This window comes from Paraburkholderia sp. RL18-101-BIB-B, from assembly GCF_046026985.1.
In the GTDB taxonomy this organism is placed as follows: Bacteria; Pseudomonadota; Gammaproteobacteria; order Burkholderiales; family Burkholderiaceae; genus Paraburkholderia.
In genome coordinates this window covers 68075-84134 of record NZ_JARESV010000004.1, presented here as the reverse complement: position 1 = coordinate 84134, position 16060 = coordinate 68075, and the positions used below count along the sequence as shown (strand labels likewise).

Sequence of the window (16060 nt, the reverse complement as noted above, 5' to 3'; positions counted from 1 at the left end):
TCAATTAAAGGAGCGGAAGAAATGACCGCGATAGTGCGAATCGATGACGAAGTCGTGGACGTGGCCGAATTTATTCGTCTTCTGAAACTGACCGGCCAGTTCGAGAGCCTGATCGAGCAGATCGTGCGCGACAAGCTCACGGTTCACGCGGCGAAGAAGCAAGGCATGACTGTCACCGCCGATGAAATCCAGCAACGCGCCGATCAGTTCCGCCGCGTGCGAGGCCTGCATCGCGCGACGGATATGAATCAGTACCTCGACGCCCTCAATGTCAGCCTCGACGAATTCGAGGCCTTCATTACCGACGGCCTGTATCAGGAAAAGATGCTCGACGAGATCGGCAACGAGGTCGCGATCAAGGATTACTTCGCGCTGAATTCGCCGAAGTTCGATGCGATCGAAGTGAGCCACATCGTGCTCGACAGCGAGGGCAAGGCGAAGGAAATGATTTCGTACCTGCACGACGATCCCGACAGTTTCGCCGACATGGCGCGCGAGCATTCGATCGCGGATACGCGCGAAGCGGGCGGCGTAATCGGCAAGGTGCTGCGCGGCTCGTTGAAGCCGGAAATCGAAGCGAAGATTTTCAACGCGGCGGTGGGCGATCTGCTTGGTCCGTTTCCGTCGGCGGATCGCTCGTGCTTCGAGATTTTCGCCGTGACGGCCAAATATCCGGCGACGCTCGACGCTGACGTGGCCTCCGAAGTCCGGCGGCTGCTGCGCGAGGGCTGGCTGATTGCACGCGCTCAGGAGCACGTGATCGAAGCGCGCTAGCCCGATCGGGGCTAGCACGCCGTATTGAAACAACGCAACGACACGCCGATTCGAGGTCCGCAAGCACATGGATGCACCCCAGACCGCGCCTTCCGCAGCCGAGTTTCTCACCTCGGTGGAAATTCTCTCGCCGTTTTCGCGCGATGAGATCGAGCGTCTTGCCGAATATGCGCAAGCGCGCTTCTATTCGTTCGGCGAAACGGTTTGTTCCGCGGGCGAGACGGCTGACGGGCTGTACGTGATTCGCTCGGGTTCCGTGCGGATCTTCACGGAAGAGCATGGCAAGGAAACCAGCATGGGGGTGCGCAAGTCGGGCGAGATCTTCGCCGATATTGCGATGTTGCGTACCTATGTCCACGAAGCGTCAGTGCGGGCATCGGCGAAAACCGAATTGCTGTTCATTCCGCGTGCCGCGATCGAACCGGTCATGGCCGGCAATCAGGCTGCGTTGGCTTTCGTTGCCAGCTACGTGGCGATCAATTCGGCGGGCGGTTTCGTCGCGCAGTTATTCGATCTGCGGGGCAAGCTGAACAAGGCGGAACTCGAAGAGTATGTGCGCAGCGTCGGCGTGAAACGGGTGGCTGCGGGCAAGGAAATCCTCAAGCAGGACGGCCGCGAGGACCGGCGCCTGTACGTGGTGCGCCAAGGCGCAGTGCGTATCGTGCGGCACGAGGAGGGGCATGACTACACGCTCGCCACGCTCGGCGAAGGCGAAATATTCGGCGAGAAAGCTTGCTTGATGCGCCAGGAGCAGATGGCGTCGGTGGTCGCGACGACCGATACGCGGCTGCTGGTGATTCCGGAGCGCACGGTCCATTTCATTCTCGAACGCAATCCGAAGCTGCGCGAAGTGCTCGACGAGCGGATTCGCTACGGCGACCGCGAATTGCAGCGGCAAAAGCGGGTCGAACAGCGGCGCAAGCTGCCGCTGATGCTCGATTTGCAGAGCAAGCCCGAGTTCGGCGAGAAAGTCATCAAACGCTTCGCGCTGGTCGAACAGGCCGAAGAAATGGATTGCGGTGCAGCGTGCCTTGCGATGGTATGCCGCCACTACAGCATTCCGATGACGCTCGGCAAATTGCGCGAACTGGCCAACGTCACGACCCAGGGCGCGACGCTTGACAGTCTCGCCCGCGCCGGTGAATCGCTCGGCTTCACGGCGCGCGGCGTGCAATGTACCTTCGATTCGTTGCGCGGTTTCGATCTGCCGTTCATCGTGCACTGGGAGGGCTATCACTACGTCGTGGTGTACGGGCTCTCCAAGGATTACGTGTGGGTGGCGGACCCTGCGGTCGGATTCAAAAAAATGACCGTGGAGGATTTCGAACGCGGCTGGAGCGGCACCTGTTTGCTGTTTACAGGTGGACCGCATCTGCTGCAAATGTCCGCCGCGCGTTCGCCGTGGATACGCTTCGTCGGCTACCTCAAGCCGTACAAAAAGATTCTCGGCCACCTGTTTCTCGCCACTTTCGTGATTCAGGTATTGGGCGTGATTCCCCCGCTGATTATCCAGAACATTCTCGACGGCGTGATCGTGCATCAGAATGTCAGCCTGCTGCATCTGCTGATTGGCGGCTTGATCATCGCCAATGTCTTTTCGCAATTGATGTCGTCGATTCGCGCGTACCTCGCGAATTTCATGGTGCGCAACATGGACTTCGCGATGATGTCGCAGTTCTTCAAGCACACCATGTCGCTGCCGTTTTCGTTTTTCGCCAAGCGCAAGACCGGCGACATTTTCGCGCGCTTCCAGGAGAACCAGACGATCCGCGCGTTCCTCACCGAATCCACCGTCACCACGGCGCTGAATCTGCTGATGGTGTTCATCTACTTCACGATCATGTTCGTCTACAACGTGAAGATGACGCTGGTGCTGATCGCGTTCGTCATTCCGATCATGGCGCTGACCGCGATCGCCACGCCGAAGATCAAAGGCTATGCGCGCGAAGTGTTCACCGCGTCGACCGAATCGAAGTCATTTCTGATGGAAGCGCTCGCCGGCGTGGAGACCATCAAGGGCATGGGTATCGAACGGCCGGTGCGTCTGCGTTGGGAGAAGAAGTACGCGAAGGCACTCGAAGTGCAATATCGCGCGCACGCGTTCAACATTCTCGTGGGACTCGGCAGTCAGTTGCTGAACTCCGCGACGACGATTGCGATTCTCTGGGTCGGTGCGAATCTCGTGCTCGCGCGTGAAATGACGATTGGTCAGTTGATCGCGTTCAATGCATTCATGGGTAGCGTACTGGGGCCGCTCATGGGCCTGGTCGGCTTGTGGAGCATGTTGAACGACGCGGGTGTGGCGATGGAGCGCCTCGGCGATGTGCTCGATATCGAGCCCGAGCAGAAGCCTCAGGATTTGCCTTCACGTGTGATGCTGCCCGAACTGCAAGGCGAAATCAGCCTCAGCGGCGTCTATTTCCGTTACGGCGAAAACGACTCGGCGTACGTGCTCGAAAACATCAGCTTCGATATCAAACCCGGCGAACTGGTGGCGATTGTCGGGCGCAGCGGGTCGGGCAAGACGACGCTCGCGAAATTGCTGGTCGGCTTCTACGCGCCGACCGAAGGCAAGATGACGATCGACGGCTACGATCTCGGCGTGGTCGACAAAGCCTATTACCGTGCGCAGATCGGCTATGTGATGCAAAGTAATCTGCTGTTCTCCGGCACGATCTCGGAGAACATCGCGAGCGGCGACGACGCGCCCGACCGGCGCCGCATCGAGGAAGTCGCGAAGATGGCCGACGCGCATGGATTCATCAGCAAGATGCCGCTCGGGTATGAGCAGATTGTGGGCGAACGCGGAATTGGGTTGTCCGGCGGGCAGATCCAAAGGCTGTGCATTGCACGGGCGCTATATCACGATCCGCGTCTGCTCGTATTCGACGAAGCGACCTCGGCACTGGACTCGCAATCGGAGAGCAACATCCTCGGCAATATGCACGACATTCTGAAGGGCCGCACGGCGGTGATCATCGCGCACCGGCTCAGCACGATCATGCGTGCGGACAAGATTCTCGTGCTGTACGAAGGGGCGATTGTCGAACAGGGCCGTCACGATGAACTGATCCAGCGCGGCGGCATGTATTACCAGCTGGTCCAGAAACAGTTGAGTGCGTGATGATGAAGATACTCGACCAGGTTGAAGAGGCCAGCCCCGCGATTTCGTACGCGGGGCTGATCGAGCGGATCGAGATTTTGCGCTCGACATTGCGCTGGTCGTCGCGGCTGGAGCGCGCGGACATCGACAAGCTGCTCCGGCAAGCCACCTCGTTGCGCGACGAAGTGATGCAGCTCTCGCACAAGGAGCGCTTCGTGCAAGCGGCAGTGGCCGCGGAGCCGCAGGAGCGCGGCGATTTATCGCGCGGCGCGCGCCGCAAAGCGTTGCTCGAACGCAGTTTCATTTTCGAAGGGACGTTTGGCGACAATCCTCGCCTGCTCGAATCGCTTGAAATCGCCGAGAAAGCGGCGCCGACCGATTTGCCCGTGTTGATCGACGGCGAAAGCGGCACCGGCAAGGAGTTGATGGCGAAGGTGATTCACGCCAACGGCTCGCGTTCCGATAAACCCTTCATTTCCGTGAACTGCGGCGCGATTCCCGACAATCTGCTGGAGTCGGAATTGTTCGGGCATCGCAAGGGGGCGTTCACGGGCGCTTCGAACGATCGCAAGGGGAAATTCGAAAGCGCGCATACAGGTACCATCTTTCTCGACGAAATCGGCGAGTTGCCGCTCGCCGGCCAGGTGAAGCTGCTGCGCGTGCTGGAAGCGCATGAGATCCAGCGCGTCGGATCCGATGAAACGATTGCGGTGGATACGCGCATCGTCGCGGCGACCAATCGCAATCTGCGGCAACTCAGCGAAGAGGGCAAGTTCCGCGAGGATCTGTTCTACCGGCTCAGCGTGATTCATGTGACGTTGCCGCCGCTGCGGGAGCGTCGCGATGAAATTCCACTGCTGATCGCGTGGTTCGGCGATGAAGCCGCCGGCACGTTAAAGCGCAGGCCCGTGCGAATGACGCCGCGTCTGCGGGACTTTCTGCTGAACTATGCGTATCCGGGCAATATCCGCGAGTTGCGCAACGTGATGTATCGGGTGTCGTGTCTGGCCGGCGATATGGCCGATGTCGAACATTTGCCGGTGGACATGCGGCCGGCGGCGCCCGGCTCGGCGGTGGCAGCCAGCGCCACGACCGCAACGGGGCAGGAGCCGATCAGCGTGGCGAACCTGATGTCGCTGAGCGACGCAAAGCGTGCCGCCAGCGACGACGCCGAAAAAGCCTTTCTCGAGCGCGGCCTTCGAGAAGTGAGCGGCACGGTCGCGGAACTCGCGCGTCGTATCGACATGAACCGCTCGCATCTACAGATGCTTCTGAAGAAACACGGCCTGCATTCGAAGGATTTCCGCAATCGCAATCAGCCGGCCGGGAACAAGAACGGCGCTGAAGACCACGACGATGAAGACAACGAGACCTGAGACCGCCGCGTCACGCCAATAGCTTCATGGCGCCGGGTTAAGCAGAGTTTTGTCTGACGCATTAGGGTCTTCGGCGCGCACGACCACGGCGGTGATGTTGTCGCGGCCGCCGCGCGCGAGCGCCAGGTCGACGAGTTCTTCAGACGCGTTCGCGCCTGCCGTCTTGCTCAGCACAGCGAGCATGTCGTCTTCGCCGACTTCGTTGCTCAGGCCGTCGCTGCAGAGAAGGAAGACGTCGCCGTCCGCGACCTCGATGGCATCGTCGTCGAGTTCGAGCACGTCGGTGGCGCCAACCGCGCGCGTGATCATGTGCTGCGCCGGATGATGGCGCGCCTCTTCTTCGGTGAGCACGCCGAGCGACTTGAGCGCTTCCACCTGACTGTGATCGCGCGTGAGTTGCCGCAGGCTGCCTTCACGCAGCAGGTACAGGCGGCTGTCGCCGGCCCAGATGTAGCCGCAAAAACGATCGCAGGCGAGCAGCACGACGACCGTACTGCCGATACGCTGCACCTGACGGCGCGCGGCTTCTTCCCGCAGTTGACGATTGGCGGTTTGCAGGCGCGCGCGCGCGTCGGCGACGAAGGACTTCATGCTGACCGGCGACGCGAGCCGGCCAAGCGCATCGATCACCAGACGGCTCGCCAGATCGCCGACCGCGTGTCCACCCATGCCGTCGGCGACGGCCCAGCGTCCGAGTGCGGACTGGTCGAGGCAGGCATCTTCGTTGATCTCGCGGACGCGCCCGGCGTCGGAGCGCGCGGACGACGTCCAGCGAAATTGGCTCGCACAGGTCACAACGCTTACACCGTATCGTTTCTGCTGCGTGCTTCGGGAGAGACACTGATGTTCGAGTTCGCGCCGGTGTTGCGTACATCGACCGACTGGAACGTGTTGATCATCTGGTTAGCATAGAAGTTGTTCGTCACATCGTACAGGTTCACGACGGGTCCAAAGCTCGGCGTATCGCGTACATAAGGCTGAATCCAGCCGTACACCCACGGGGCGCCGCCGCCGCCGCGGATCGCCGCCATCGCTTTACGATCTAGCGCGAGGTTCAGCGAGAGGTCGCTTACTGTGATAGAAGCCATGTCGTTTCTCCGGTTGGCCGCGTGTGTAACGCGCGCGGTGACGCGCGGTTAAGAAGTATCTGGCCGTTATAGTGCAAGTGCCATGCCAATTCGTGAGTGATTCAGGCGGTTTGTCGTAACGCCTTGATTGCCGGACGATTCCGCGAGCTTGCGTATACAGGGCACCTGCTCGCATGAATTCATCGGTCGGCTGGCAGCCAACATGCCCGTACTCGAAACGGTGCGCGACCCAACACATTCCTCGTGCTCGCCGCGCCTCTTCAATCGACGCACATCCCCTTCCACCGCAGCGACAAAAGAGCGCCGCTCGCCAACACTTCGGCCAGATTTCTGTCGGCCCGCAACGTACACTCGTCGCATCCGGAACGCCTCGTTTTCCCGCGAAGCCCTTTAAATAAAGGCTTTCGCGCACATGGCCCGAATGATGCAAAAGATCTCGCAACAGTGTTGGAAATCGAAGCGAGGCCAGCCATGAACACGAACCAAACCAGCAGCGAAAACAGCGAAGACCGCTGCGACGCTGCGTCCACCATCGACCTGCCGATCGGCGCGCATCTCGTCACGCAACGCCCCGGGTACGAACACCACGGCATTTATGTGGGCAATGGCCGCGTGGTTCATTACTCAGGCTTTGCGAGTTCGGCGCATCGCGGCCCGGTTGAGGAAGTGGAACTGGAACGTTTCGCCGCCGGCCATCCGCTGACGATCCGTTCAACCCCGTCCGCCCGCTACGTCGGCGACGAAGCCGTGCGCCGCGCACGCTCCCGCCTCGGCGAAAACCATTATCGCCTGCTGACCAACAACTGCGAGCACTTCTGCGCATGGTGCCTGCTCGGCGAAAGCCGTAGCGAACAAGTGCATTGCTGCCTGCGCCATCCGCGCACCGGCATGCATGCGCTGGTGTGCCTCGTGAAGGCTTTTGTGGAAAGCACCGCGAAGGGCGTTCACGGTTCCGCGCAAATGGCCTGAACCGGCGACACCGAATCTCAGTGACTCATTTTAGTGACTCAATCATTCAAGGATTCAAGGAGAACATCATGGCCGCCGCAGAAAAGTCCTTGCATTGGGCCGTAGACAAATGGCTCGCCCCGACCCCGTCGATGCCCGCACGTGTCGTGCAGTTCTGCCACCGTGCGTCGCAACATCAGCGCTATGTGTGTGTGGAAGCCTTGCGGCCGAGCGGTCTGCTGTCGATCTTCTTTTTCCGTCATGACGACGGTTCGTGGAATGTGTTTCCGCCGCAAGCGGAGCGTCCCGCAATGAATGGCCATCGCCGCGCTTTGCTAGCTGCCTAGCTCCGCACCTGCGCAGACGCTTCCTTGATGATCCACTGATTGAACAGCAGCATCGCCGGCGTCATGGGTTTGCCCTTCAACCATGTCAGCCAATAACTGCCGGCGTGAACCTCCACTTCGAACGGGCGCACCAGCCGGCCTGTGTTGATCTCGTGATCGAACATCAGCGCGGGCGCGAGCGCGATACCCGCGCCCTGCATCGCCGCTTCCACCATCAGCCGCGACGAATCGAACACCGGCCCGCGAATTGGCCGTGGCGGAATACCGGCGGCGGTGAACCAGCTCATCCAGTCGTCGGCGCGATAGGAGCGCAGCAAGGTCTCGTCGGCGAGATCCTCCGGCTTCGACAGACGCGCCGCGATTTCCGGCGTGCAGAGCAGCGCGAGCGGCGCGTCGAGCAGGCGGGTCGCGAGCGAACCGGGCCACGTGCCGTCGCCGAAACGGATCGCGAAGTCGAGACCTTCGGTGGCGAGATCGACCAGGTTGTTGTTCGTCAGCAGCCGCAGTTCGACGAACGGATGCGCGTCGCGAAACGATTTGAGGCGAGGCATCAACCAGCCCACCGCGAAGGTGCCCACCACGCCGACCGTCAGCACCTCGTGAAAGTGGCCGCCTTCGAATTGCTTGAGCACGGCCTCAATGCGATCGAATGCGTCGGTCAGCACCGGACGCAACGCGAGGCCCTCGTCGGTCATGGCGAGGCCGCGCGGCAGACGCTTGAAGAGCGCGGTGCCCAGCCGCTCCTCCAAGGTTCTGACTTGCTGGCTGACGGCGGCCTGGGTGACGTTCAATTCGAGCGCCGCGCGCGTGAAGCTCAGGTGTCGGGCGGACGATTCGAAGGCGCGCAGCGCGTTTAACGGAAGGTACGGTCTCATGGCGAAGGCATAAGTTTTTCTTGTGAGTTGGCTAACTTATCATCGTTTGTCAGCGGCCGGCGGAAAACCGATAGTTGCGGCTTCACACAAAGGAGCGGCGATGATCACAAGACGCAAGTTCGCGGGCGCGATGCTGGGTGTTTCGATAGCTGGGGTTGCGGTTGGCAGTGCCGGCGCGTTCGGCAAGGCATGCGGCAAGGCGGTGAAAACGGGCGCGGCGGCGCAAGGGCGCGAGCTGGCCAAGGCGGATGCGATCCGTAGACGGCTCGCTGAAATCGAAGCGGCGAGCGGCGGGCGGCTGGGTGTGTCGATCGTCGATACGATGTCCGGCTTGCACGCCGGCTTGCGGACCGACGAGCGCTTTCCGATGTGCAGCACCTTCAAGGTACTGGCGGCGGGCGCCGTACTGGCGCGCACGGATCGCGGCGAGGAAGACTTGCAGCGGCGCGTGGTGTTCTCACAAAGCGACGTGGTGTCGAACTCGCCGGCTACGAGCAAGCACACAAGCGAACTCACCGGTAACGCGGGCATGAGCATCGCCGAGCTATGCAAGGCGGCGATCACGCTCAGCGACAACACAGCAGCGAATCTGTTGCTGGCGACCTTCGGCGGGCCGGCTGGGTTGACCGCGTTCGCCCGCGGCCTCGGTGACGGCATCACGCGTCTGGACCGTAACGAGCCGACACTGAACGAGGCCATTCCCGGCGATCCGCGCGACACCACCACGCCCAATGCCATGCTCGGCAATCTGCGCGAGCTGTTGCTCGGCGAGCATCTGTCCTCGTCGTCGCGAGCGCAACTGCTGGCCTGGCTCGCGGCCAACGAGACCGGCGGCGCACGGATTCGCGCGAAGCTGCCGAAGGAGTGGGGCGTAGGCGACAAGACCGGAACGGGCGATCACGGCACCGCCAACGACGTGGCGATTCTGTGGCCGCCCGGACGCGGTCCGGTGCTGGTAACCGTGTACCTGACTGAAACGGATGGCGACGCGGCACGCAGCAACGCGGCGATCGCGAACGTGGGCGCGCTGGTGGTGACGTCTATCTGATCTCGGCGCGGACAGTGAGGCACGCAACGCGGCAAGATGCGATGGCCGATAAATCCGGCGGTCATCGCCGCCGATGCGCCGATCGAAGTATGCGACACTAGGGCCACACCGAAAGGAGGCAACTGCGAATCGGCCTCGATGGATGCGGTGAGAAGTTGACTGTCCATGGAAATGCTCGACACCTTCTGCCGACGTTCGTCCAGGTAAGCCGTCGGCTTGTTCAACCACGCATCGTTGTCCTTGATTCGGAGTCCCCCATGTCTGTCTATGTCCTGGCATTGCTGATCGGCGTCGTGGCCGGTCTTCGCGCGATGACCGCGCCCGCCGCGGTCAGTTGGGCGGCGCATCTGGGCTGGTTGCCGCTGCAAGACACCCCGTTGGCATTTCTCGGCTTCACCGCCACGCCGTATATCTTCACGGTGCTGGCCATCGTCGAACTGATCACCGATCAACTGCCGAAAACCCCTAGCCGTACCGTGCCGATGCAATTCGGCGCGCGTCTCGTGCTCGGCGGATTGAGCGGTGCGGCGATCGGTGCGGCGCATGGCGGAGTGGGGAACGGGTTGATCGCGGGATTGATTGGCGTTGTGATCGGCACCGTGGGCGGCGCGAGAGTCCGCGGCGCGATGGCGCGTGCGATCGGGCGGGACCAGCCGGCGGCGTTGATCGAAGATGCTGTGGCGATCGTCGGCGCGGCGTTGATCATGATGGCGTTGCGTTGATGCGCTTCAGCGAGACGCGGGGCGCCTCGCTGAAGCGGTTTGGGCAGTCTAGCTGGCCCGTGCGATACGTGAATCGGTGGATGTCCGCGGTGCGGGCAGGGCACCGATAGCCGCGGTGGCGGGAATCAGCTTGCCGCGCACCAGCAAGCCCAACGTCTTCACCGCCAGAATCGCGATGATCACATTCGCCGCGATGAACAGAACCGGCGCGGCCCATTCAACCGGACCCGTCGCGCCTCGTTCGACCATCCGAAGCGCCATCGTCGGCAGGGCGGCGACGCCGAAGCTGAAGGCCCAATAAGCCGGCACGAAAGCCTGTTGGCGAATCCACGGCAGCAAACGCAGGAGCAGCAGAGCCTGGTACAAGCCATAACCGAGCAGCACGAGGGCGAGCAGGTCAGGCGCGCCGCTGCTCAGGCTCAGATAGGTCACGCCACCCACCACCGGCGGCGCAAGCTGGATGCCGAGCACCGGGCGCAATGCGTCGGGCAGCGGTTCATGCACGGCGGCGCGGTGCAGGATCAGCGATTCGATCGCGAGCCACGACAGCAAACCCGCGCCGAAAAACAACGCGCCCAGCTGATGGAAACCGAAGGCGGCCGAAGCCGTGCCGGCTACGAAGCTCGGCGCCACGGTCGGCAGATAAATGGCGGGCGTCACCAGTTCAGGCTTGCGGCCGCCCTGCCAGAGCCGTCCATGCAAATACATGCCGAGCGCCAGTTGCGCGAGCACGGCCACGCCGAACAACGAAAGCGCCAACGTATGCGCGTACGGTTGCAGAAGCTGCGCGGCCAGCAGGCTGGAGACGGGGCCGAGCGCCGCAAACGACGATTGCACCGGATGCTGCATTTCCGCGCACGCTTCGGCGGCATGCGTCAGCCATTTTTGCCCGTATGCCACCAGAATCACGAGCCACACGACGAGCGCGGCCACTGTCATCAAGTCGCCTACGGCGGCGGGCAGGTGCCAGAGCTTGATTGCCACGCGCCACAGATTGGCGAACGCCAGTGCGCCCACCGCGATCCCGAAGAAGGCAACTGGAATCGTCCCACGCTTACTGTTCATCACCGATCCTCCGAAAGTTGTGTCGCGCTCCGCTGTTGCGGCTTCGCACGATCGATGACGTACTGTAAAAGCCGGCGGCCAAACGCTGAATGCTGGGCGCGCTCAACAAATCGCGCGATCGTCTCAAGATGAGACGTGCCGTATTCGGTGGGCGTTTGCGCCGTGGTTTGCGCTCATGCTCCGGATTCCGCGCGGAATCGGCGCCGAAGCGCCCGTGGCGGGTATGACAGCCCGGCGTCATGGCGTAAAATTTCCGCTTCCCTATGAAGTCATGCCACCCATGCCAACGCCTGCGGACAAATCGAACACGAAGGAAAGCGAGGGTGTTGCCGTCATCGATCGTGCTTGCGCCATTCTGTTCGCCTTCCGGCCGGACGATGACGCGCTCACGCTCGCCGAACTGGCGGCGCGCACGGGGCTTTACAAGAGCACGTTGTTGCGACTCGCGGGCTCGCTGATCCAGCATCGCTTGCTGCTGCGTCTCGACGACGGCCGCTATCAGCTCGGTTCCGCCACTTTCATGCTGGGCGCCCTGTATCAGCGCAGCCTGAACCTCGGCGATATTCTGGTGCCGCTCATGCGCGAACTCGCCGAAATCAGCGGCGAAAGCGTGTCGTTCTATGTGCGCGACGAAGCGGTGCGGGTGTGTTTGCATCGCGTGGATTCGAAGCACGCGGTGCGCTTTCACGTGCGTGAAGGGGACGTGCTGCCGCTGGAAAGCGGCTCGGGCGGCCACGCATTGCTCGCCTTCGACGGCATGCCGGGCGCACCGTACGAGAAGATTCGCGAGGACTTCTACTGTGTGTCGATCGGTGAACGCGACCGGGAGACGGCGGGTATTTCCATGCCGGTATTCGGCGTGCGCCAGAGCCTGCGTGGCGTGGTGACGCTGGCCGGTCCGAGCTCGCGTATCGATCACGCGTTTCTCGAACGCAATCTCGGCGCGCTGTTCGATTGCGCCGCGCGCGCCACCGACGCCTTGGGCGGCGATTCGCGTGCCATGCGCAACGCGCAGCGGCGCGCGGCCGAAGTTCAGGACAAGTAGCTCAGGGCAAATGGATCAAGGCAAATGCCGCTCGGGCTTGCCGGTGTACGTGTAGGCCATCTGGCGCGGCATCGGACCTTTGTTGCGCTCTTTGCGTCCGCGCTGTTCCCATGCATGCGACAGAATGCCGACCGCCCGTGACAGGCAGAACACACCACGCGCCAACTCGGGCGCAAAGCCGAGTTCGGCGTAGATCACCGCGGTGGCGCCGTCGATATTCATCGGCACGGGCTTGCTTTTGCGGTTCATGAGCAGCGCTTCAATGCCGCGTGCGATCGCGGCATAGCGTCCGCTGATACGCTCCGCGCGGACATTCTCGTCCACTAACGCGAGAAGCCGCGGCGCACGCGGATCGACCGGATGAAAACGATGCCCGAAGCCCGGCAGATATTTGCCGTGCGCCGCGATGAAGGCATCCACACCTTGTTCGACGGCGTTTTCCAACGTGGCGCCGGCTTGCATGCGCGCATCGATCGAGTCGTACAGTTCGACCGCCTGCTGACCGGCGCCGCCATGCACGTCGCCGAGCGCGTTGATCGCCGAGGCCATCGCGCCGTTCAGCGGCAAGCCGCAACTCGTCGCGATCCGCGAGATCGCAATCGACGGCGCATGCGGGCCATGATCCACCGACGACACCAGCGCCGCTTCGAACAAGCGCGCCTGCGCGGCGTCGGGCAGTTCGCCGCGCAGCATCAGCCAGATCATCTGCGGAAAGCTGATGTTGCCGATCAGCTCCTGAATCGGGAACCCGCGCACATTGATCGAGCCCGGATGAATGTCGATGATCGAGGTGCTCCAATAATCGGCAGCGAGCTTCGCTGCGTCGAATGCTTGCGTCATGTTCAGATCACTCCTTCGGCGCGTAGTTGGTCGATGTGTGCGTCGTCGTAACCGAGCGCGGCGAGTTGTTCATGCGTATGAGCCGAGAGAACCGGCGCGGGCGTGCTCGGCGCGGTGTCCGCGTCGTGCAGACGAAAACCCGCGCGGGTCACGCGCTGGCGGTCCGTGTTGCCGTCGGCGGCAAATTCGCGGATGAAGCCGCGCGACTCCAGATGCGGATGCGCGAGAATCTCCGGCACCGACATCACGCGGCCGGCTGGCACGCCTGCTTCGAAGAAACGCGCTTCCCAGTTTGCGGCGCTATCGTGCGCGAGTGCCGCTTCGATCTCCGCTTTCAATGCCGCGCGATTCAGCTTGCGGGCGTTGCGCTCGGAAAAACGCGGATCGTCGAGCAGATCGGCGCGGCCGATCAAATGACACAAGCTAGCGAACTGCTTATTTTCGTTGGCGGCGATATTGAGCGGGCCGTCGCCGGTTTTGAAAGTGCCCGACGGCGCGGCGGTGAAGTTCTCGTTGCCCATTGGCGTCGGCGTGACGCCGGCGTTCAGGAAGTTCGAGACGACCCAGCCCATGGTTGCGAGCGTGGCTTCGAGCATCGACACGTCGAGCATGCGACCGTGTCCCGTGGCGCGCGCGTCGAGCAACGCGGCGCAAATGCCGAACGCCGCGGTGAGACCGCCCACTGTGTCCGACACCGGATAGCCGACGCGCAACGGTGCGCTGTCGGCATCGCCGGTCACGCTCATCACGCCGGAGATGCCCTGAATGATCTGGTCGTAAGCAGGGCGCTTTGAAAACTCGCCGTCCATGCCGAAGCCGGAGATCGCGCAATACACGAGCTTCGGATTGACCTCGCGCAGCGCCTGGAAATCAAGGCCGAGACGCGTCATCACGCCGGGCCGGAAATTTTCGACCAGCACGTCCGCGGTTTCGACGAGCTCGCGCAAAATCGCCTTGCCGCGCGGGTCTTTCAGATTGAGCGTAAGCGACTGCTTGCCCGCGTTCACAGCGACGAACGAGGCGCCCATGTTGCGCGCCGACGCATCCTTGTCGGCGCCGAGGCGCCGCGCCAGATCGCCGCCTTCCGGGTGTTCGACCTTGATCACTTCAGCGCCGAGCAACGCGAGTTGATACGCGCAAAACGGCCCGGCCAATACATTCGATAAGTCCAGTACGCGGACTCCAGCCAACGGCAGCGTCATCTTTAAAGCCTCTTGTTCAAAATACGATGCGACGCAGTTCAATGCGAAATTTCGTCGAGATTGCGATGGTTGGTCCGCGGTCCGAAGATGCCGATTGCGCCCATCACCATCACCATCGACGCGCTGATCAGCGCGAACACACCGCTTACGCCGAAGTGACGCAGCGCGAACGCGATCATGAAGCCGGAGAACATGGCCGACAGACGCGACATCGAGTAGACGAAGCCGACGGCGCGCGCCCGCAAACGCGTCGGGAAGAGTTCGGTCTGATACGCGTGATAGCCGACCGAGAGCAGCGTGCCGCTCAGTGTGATCAGCACGCCGAGCGTCATCAGCATGGCGGGCGAGGTTTGCGTCGCGAACAGGCTGCCGAACACGGCAATACCGAGTGCCGACAACACGATCAACGTCTTCCGTTCGATGCGGTCCGCGATCGCCATGCCGATCAGCGGCCCGAACGGATTCGAAACCGCAATCACGAACGAGTACAGCAGACTGTGCGTGATCGTCACGCCTTTGGAGACGAGCAGCGTCGGCACCCACGAGGCGAAGCCGTAGAAACCGATCGCCTGGAACAGATTGAAGACGAGCATGGTGATCGCGCGTTTGCGATACGGCGGCTGCCAGATTTCGCGGAAGGCGGCCTTGGTGGTCGCCGGTTCGACAGTCGGCACGGCGGGCGGCAGAGGTTTGCCGTATTGCGCGGCGACTTTCGCTTCCAGCGCCTGCAGCACCTGCTCGGCTTCGGCGGCGCGGCCTTGCTGCGCGAGCCAGCGCGGGCTTTCCGGCACGCGTCGGCGAATTGCCCACACCACCACCGCGCCCAACGCGCCGATGATCACGACCCAGCGCCAGCCGTCGAGTCCGAACGGCGTGAGCGGCACCAGCCACCACGCGAGAAACGCGACCGACGGCACCGCGGTGTACTGCACCAGATGAACAAACGCAAAGGCACGGCCACGCAAATGTTTCGGCACGAGTTCGCTGACGTACGTATCGATCGTCACCAGCTCGACGCCCACGCCGATGCCGGCAATCAGACGCCACAGATTGATGGCCGGCGCCGTGCTTTGCAGCGCCATGATTAGCGTCGCGGCGGAGTACCACAGCAGCGAAATAGTGAACACCGTCTTGCGGCCGTAGCGGTCGGCCATGCCCGCCAGAAAGAACGTGCCGATGAAAAGCCCGGCAAACGACGCCGCCACGAACGCGCCGAGTCCGGACACGCCGAAGAACGACGCGGTCGTTGTCGAGTAGACACCGCTTTTGACGAGGCCGGGGCCGACGTACGCGGTGAAGAACAGATCGTAGAACTCGAACCAGCCGCCGATGGACAGCAGGAAAACCAGCATCCACACGGCACGCGTCGCGGGCAGGCGGTCGATGCGCGCGTTGACGCCGGGCGTGGGCTCCGGCGCGCCGGCGCTTGAATGGGGCGACGCGCCGGGCGTGTCGATCGGCAGGCTTGCCATGAAATCCTCCTTCGGGTGTCTTTCGTCAGTGTCGTTCTGTTAGAAAGAACGACGTTCTGTTTAATGAGTGTGGCGAGATTAGTCCGTGCGGCCGACGTCAGGAATCCGGGTTTTTACCTGGAGAGAGGGGAAAGTCGCTTGCGGACGGGCGTTGG

General features: G+C 62.4%; 15 protein-coding genes. 8 read left to right on the top strand and 7 right to left on the bottom strand.

Going from position 1 to position 16060, the window contains the following annotated elements:
* Positions 1-21: 21 nt before the first annotated feature.
* The 3 genes from P0D73_RS08665 to P0D73_RS08655 all read left to right on the top strand — a co-directional run bounded on the left by P0D73_RS08665 (position 22) and on the right by P0D73_RS08655 (position 5253).
* Positions 22-774, top strand: coding sequence for a peptidylprolyl isomerase (locus P0D73_RS08665; RefSeq protein ID WP_408177280.1), 753 nt, complete (start codon positions 22-24; stop codon positions 772-774).
* 67 nt (positions 775-841) lie between these two features.
* The gene (locus P0D73_RS08660; protein WP_408177279.1) at positions 842-3898 is read left to right on the top strand and encodes a peptidase domain-containing ABC transporter; all 3057 of its coding nucleotides are present in this window, start codon (positions 842-844) and stop codon (positions 3896-3898) included.
* Entirely contained in the window at positions 3898-5253 is a 1356-nt protein-coding gene (locus tag P0D73_RS08655) for a sigma-54 interaction domain-containing protein (RefSeq protein ID WP_408283959.1), read from the top strand. Before P0D73_RS08660 ends, P0D73_RS08655 begins: the two co-directional genes overlap by 1 nt.
* A 24-nt stretch (positions 5254-5277) precedes the next feature.
* Here the strand turns inward: P0D73_RS08655 and P0D73_RS08650 are convergent, their stop codons facing one another.
* Positions 5278-6048: a PP2C family protein-serine/threonine phosphatase gene (locus P0D73_RS08650; protein ID WP_408314327.1), complete on the bottom strand. Its 771-nt coding sequence runs from the start codon at positions 6046-6048 to the stop codon at positions 5278-5280.
* A gap of 5 nt (positions 6049-6053) precedes the next feature.
* On the bottom strand, positions 6054-6341 hold the full coding sequence (locus tag P0D73_RS08645; protein ID WP_408283957.1) for a hypothetical protein: 288 nt from the start codon (positions 6339-6341) through the stop codon (positions 6054-6056).
* A gap of 471 nt (positions 6342-6812) precedes the next feature.
* Here P0D73_RS08645 and P0D73_RS08640 point away from each other — a divergent pair, with 471 nt between their 5' ends.
* Entirely contained in the window at positions 6813-7310 is a 498-nt protein-coding gene (locus tag P0D73_RS08640; protein ID WP_408284007.1) for a lecithin retinol acyltransferase family protein, read from the top strand.
* Between the two features lie 68 nt (positions 7311-7378).
* Positions 7379-7636 carry a hypothetical protein gene (locus P0D73_RS08635; RefSeq protein ID WP_132378856.1) on the top strand — a complete coding sequence of 86 codons (258 nt, stop codon included), beginning with the start codon at positions 7379-7381 and terminating at the stop codon, positions 7634-7636.
* Here P0D73_RS08635 and P0D73_RS08630 read toward each other — a convergent pair.
* A complete protein-coding gene (locus P0D73_RS08630; protein WP_408283955.1) occupies positions 7633-8511 on the bottom strand; it encodes a LysR family transcriptional regulator in 879 nt (292 codons plus the stop codon). The genes P0D73_RS08635 and P0D73_RS08630 overlap by 4 nt on opposite strands.
* Positions 8512-8611: 100 nt before the next feature.
* Here P0D73_RS08630 and bla point away from each other — a divergent pair, with 100 nt between their 5' ends.
* Together bla and P0D73_RS08620 are read left to right on the top strand one after the other, a co-directional pair.
* Entirely contained in the window at positions 8612-9559 is a 948-nt protein-coding gene (bla, locus tag P0D73_RS08625) for a class A beta-lactamase (RefSeq protein WP_408430907.1), read from the top strand.
* 257 nt (positions 9560-9816) lie between these two features.
* A complete protein-coding gene (locus tag P0D73_RS08620) occupies positions 9817-10281 on the top strand; it encodes a DUF4126 domain-containing protein (RefSeq protein WP_408283950.1) in 465 nt (154 codons plus the stop codon).
* A gap of 48 nt (positions 10282-10329) precedes the next feature.
* Here P0D73_RS08620 and tehA read toward each other — a convergent pair whose 3' ends face one another.
* Positions 10330-11346: a dicarboxylate transporter/tellurite-resistance protein TehA gene (tehA, locus tag P0D73_RS08615; protein WP_408283947.1), complete on the bottom strand. Its 1017-nt coding sequence runs from the start codon at positions 11344-11346 to the stop codon at positions 10330-10332.
* Positions 11347-11626: 280 nt separating this feature from the next.
* Here tehA and P0D73_RS08610 point away from each other — a divergent pair, with 280 nt between their 5' ends.
* Positions 11627-12391 (top strand): IclR family transcriptional regulator, encoded by a 765-nt coding sequence (locus P0D73_RS08610; RefSeq protein ID WP_132378845.1) that lies wholly within the window; start codon positions 11627-11629, stop codon positions 12389-12391.
* Positions 12392-12406: 15 nt separating this feature from the next.
* Here the strand turns inward: P0D73_RS08610 and P0D73_RS08605 are convergent, their stop codons facing one another.
* The 3 genes from P0D73_RS08605 to P0D73_RS08595 are packed head-to-tail and all read right to left on the bottom strand — an operon-like array spanning position 12407 to position 15905.
* Positions 12407-13231 (bottom strand): citryl-CoA lyase, encoded by an 825-nt coding sequence (locus P0D73_RS08605; protein ID WP_408430904.1) that lies wholly within the window; start codon positions 13229-13231, stop codon positions 12407-12409.
* 2 nt (positions 13232-13233) lie between these two features.
* Positions 13234-14433 (bottom strand): CaiB/BaiF CoA transferase family protein, encoded by a 1200-nt coding sequence (locus tag P0D73_RS08600; protein ID WP_408177271.1) that lies wholly within the window; start codon positions 14431-14433, stop codon positions 13234-13236.
* 38 nt (positions 14434-14471) lie between these two features.
* Positions 14472-15905 carry an MFS transporter gene (locus P0D73_RS08595; RefSeq protein ID WP_408283941.1) on the bottom strand — a complete coding sequence of 478 codons (1434 nt, stop codon included), beginning with the start codon at positions 15903-15905 and terminating at the stop codon, positions 14472-14474.
* Positions 15906-16060: the final 155 nt, after the last annotated feature.

Excerpts from the sequence above, each read along its gene's own strand:
- P0D73_RS08665 (WP_408177280.1), top strand. The coding sequence starts at position 22 with ATGACCGCGATAGTGCGAATCGATGACGAAGTCGTGGACGTGGCCGAA.
- P0D73_RS08660 (WP_408177279.1), top strand. The coding sequence starts at position 842 with ATGGATGCACCCCAGACCGCGCCTTCCGCAGCCGAGTTTCTCACCTCG.
- P0D73_RS08655 (WP_408283959.1), top strand. The coding sequence starts at position 3,898 with ATGATGAAGATACTCGACCAGGTTGAAGAGGCCAGCCCCGCGATTTCG.
- P0D73_RS08645 (WP_408283957.1), bottom strand. The coding sequence starts at position 6,341 with ATGGCTTCTATCACAGTAAGCGACCTCTCGCTGAACCTCGCGCTAGAT.
- P0D73_RS08640 (WP_408284007.1), top strand. The coding sequence starts at position 6,813 with ATGAACACGAACCAAACCAGCAGCGAAAACAGCGAAGACCGCTGCGAC.
- P0D73_RS08635 (WP_132378856.1), top strand. The coding sequence starts at position 7,379 with ATGGCCGCCGCAGAAAAGTCCTTGCATTGGGCCGTAGACAAATGGCTC.
- P0D73_RS08630 (WP_408283955.1), bottom strand. The coding sequence starts at position 8,511 with ATGAGACCGTACCTTCCGTTAAACGCGCTGCGCGCCTTCGAATCGTCC.
- bla (WP_408430907.1), top strand. The coding sequence starts at position 8,612 with ATGATCACAAGACGCAAGTTCGCGGGCGCGATGCTGGGTGTTTCGATA.
- P0D73_RS08620 (WP_408283950.1), top strand. The coding sequence starts at position 9,817 with ATGTCTGTCTATGTCCTGGCATTGCTGATCGGCGTCGTGGCCGGTCTT.
- tehA (WP_408283947.1), bottom strand. The coding sequence starts at position 11,346 with ATGAACAGTAAGCGTGGGACGATTCCAGTTGCCTTCTTCGGGATCGCG.
- P0D73_RS08610 (WP_132378845.1), top strand. The coding sequence starts at position 11,627 with ATGCCAACGCCTGCGGACAAATCGAACACGAAGGAAAGCGAGGGTGTT.
- P0D73_RS08605 (WP_408430904.1), bottom strand. The coding sequence starts at position 13,231 with ATGACGCAAGCATTCGACGCAGCGAAGCTCGCTGCCGATTATTGGAGC.
- P0D73_RS08600 (WP_408177271.1), bottom strand. The coding sequence starts at position 14,433 with ATGACGCTGCCGTTGGCTGGAGTCCGCGTACTGGACTTATCGAATGTA.
- P0D73_RS08595 (WP_408283941.1), bottom strand. The coding sequence starts at position 15,905 with ATGGCAAGCCTGCCGATCGACACGCCCGGCGCGTCGCCCCATTCAAGC.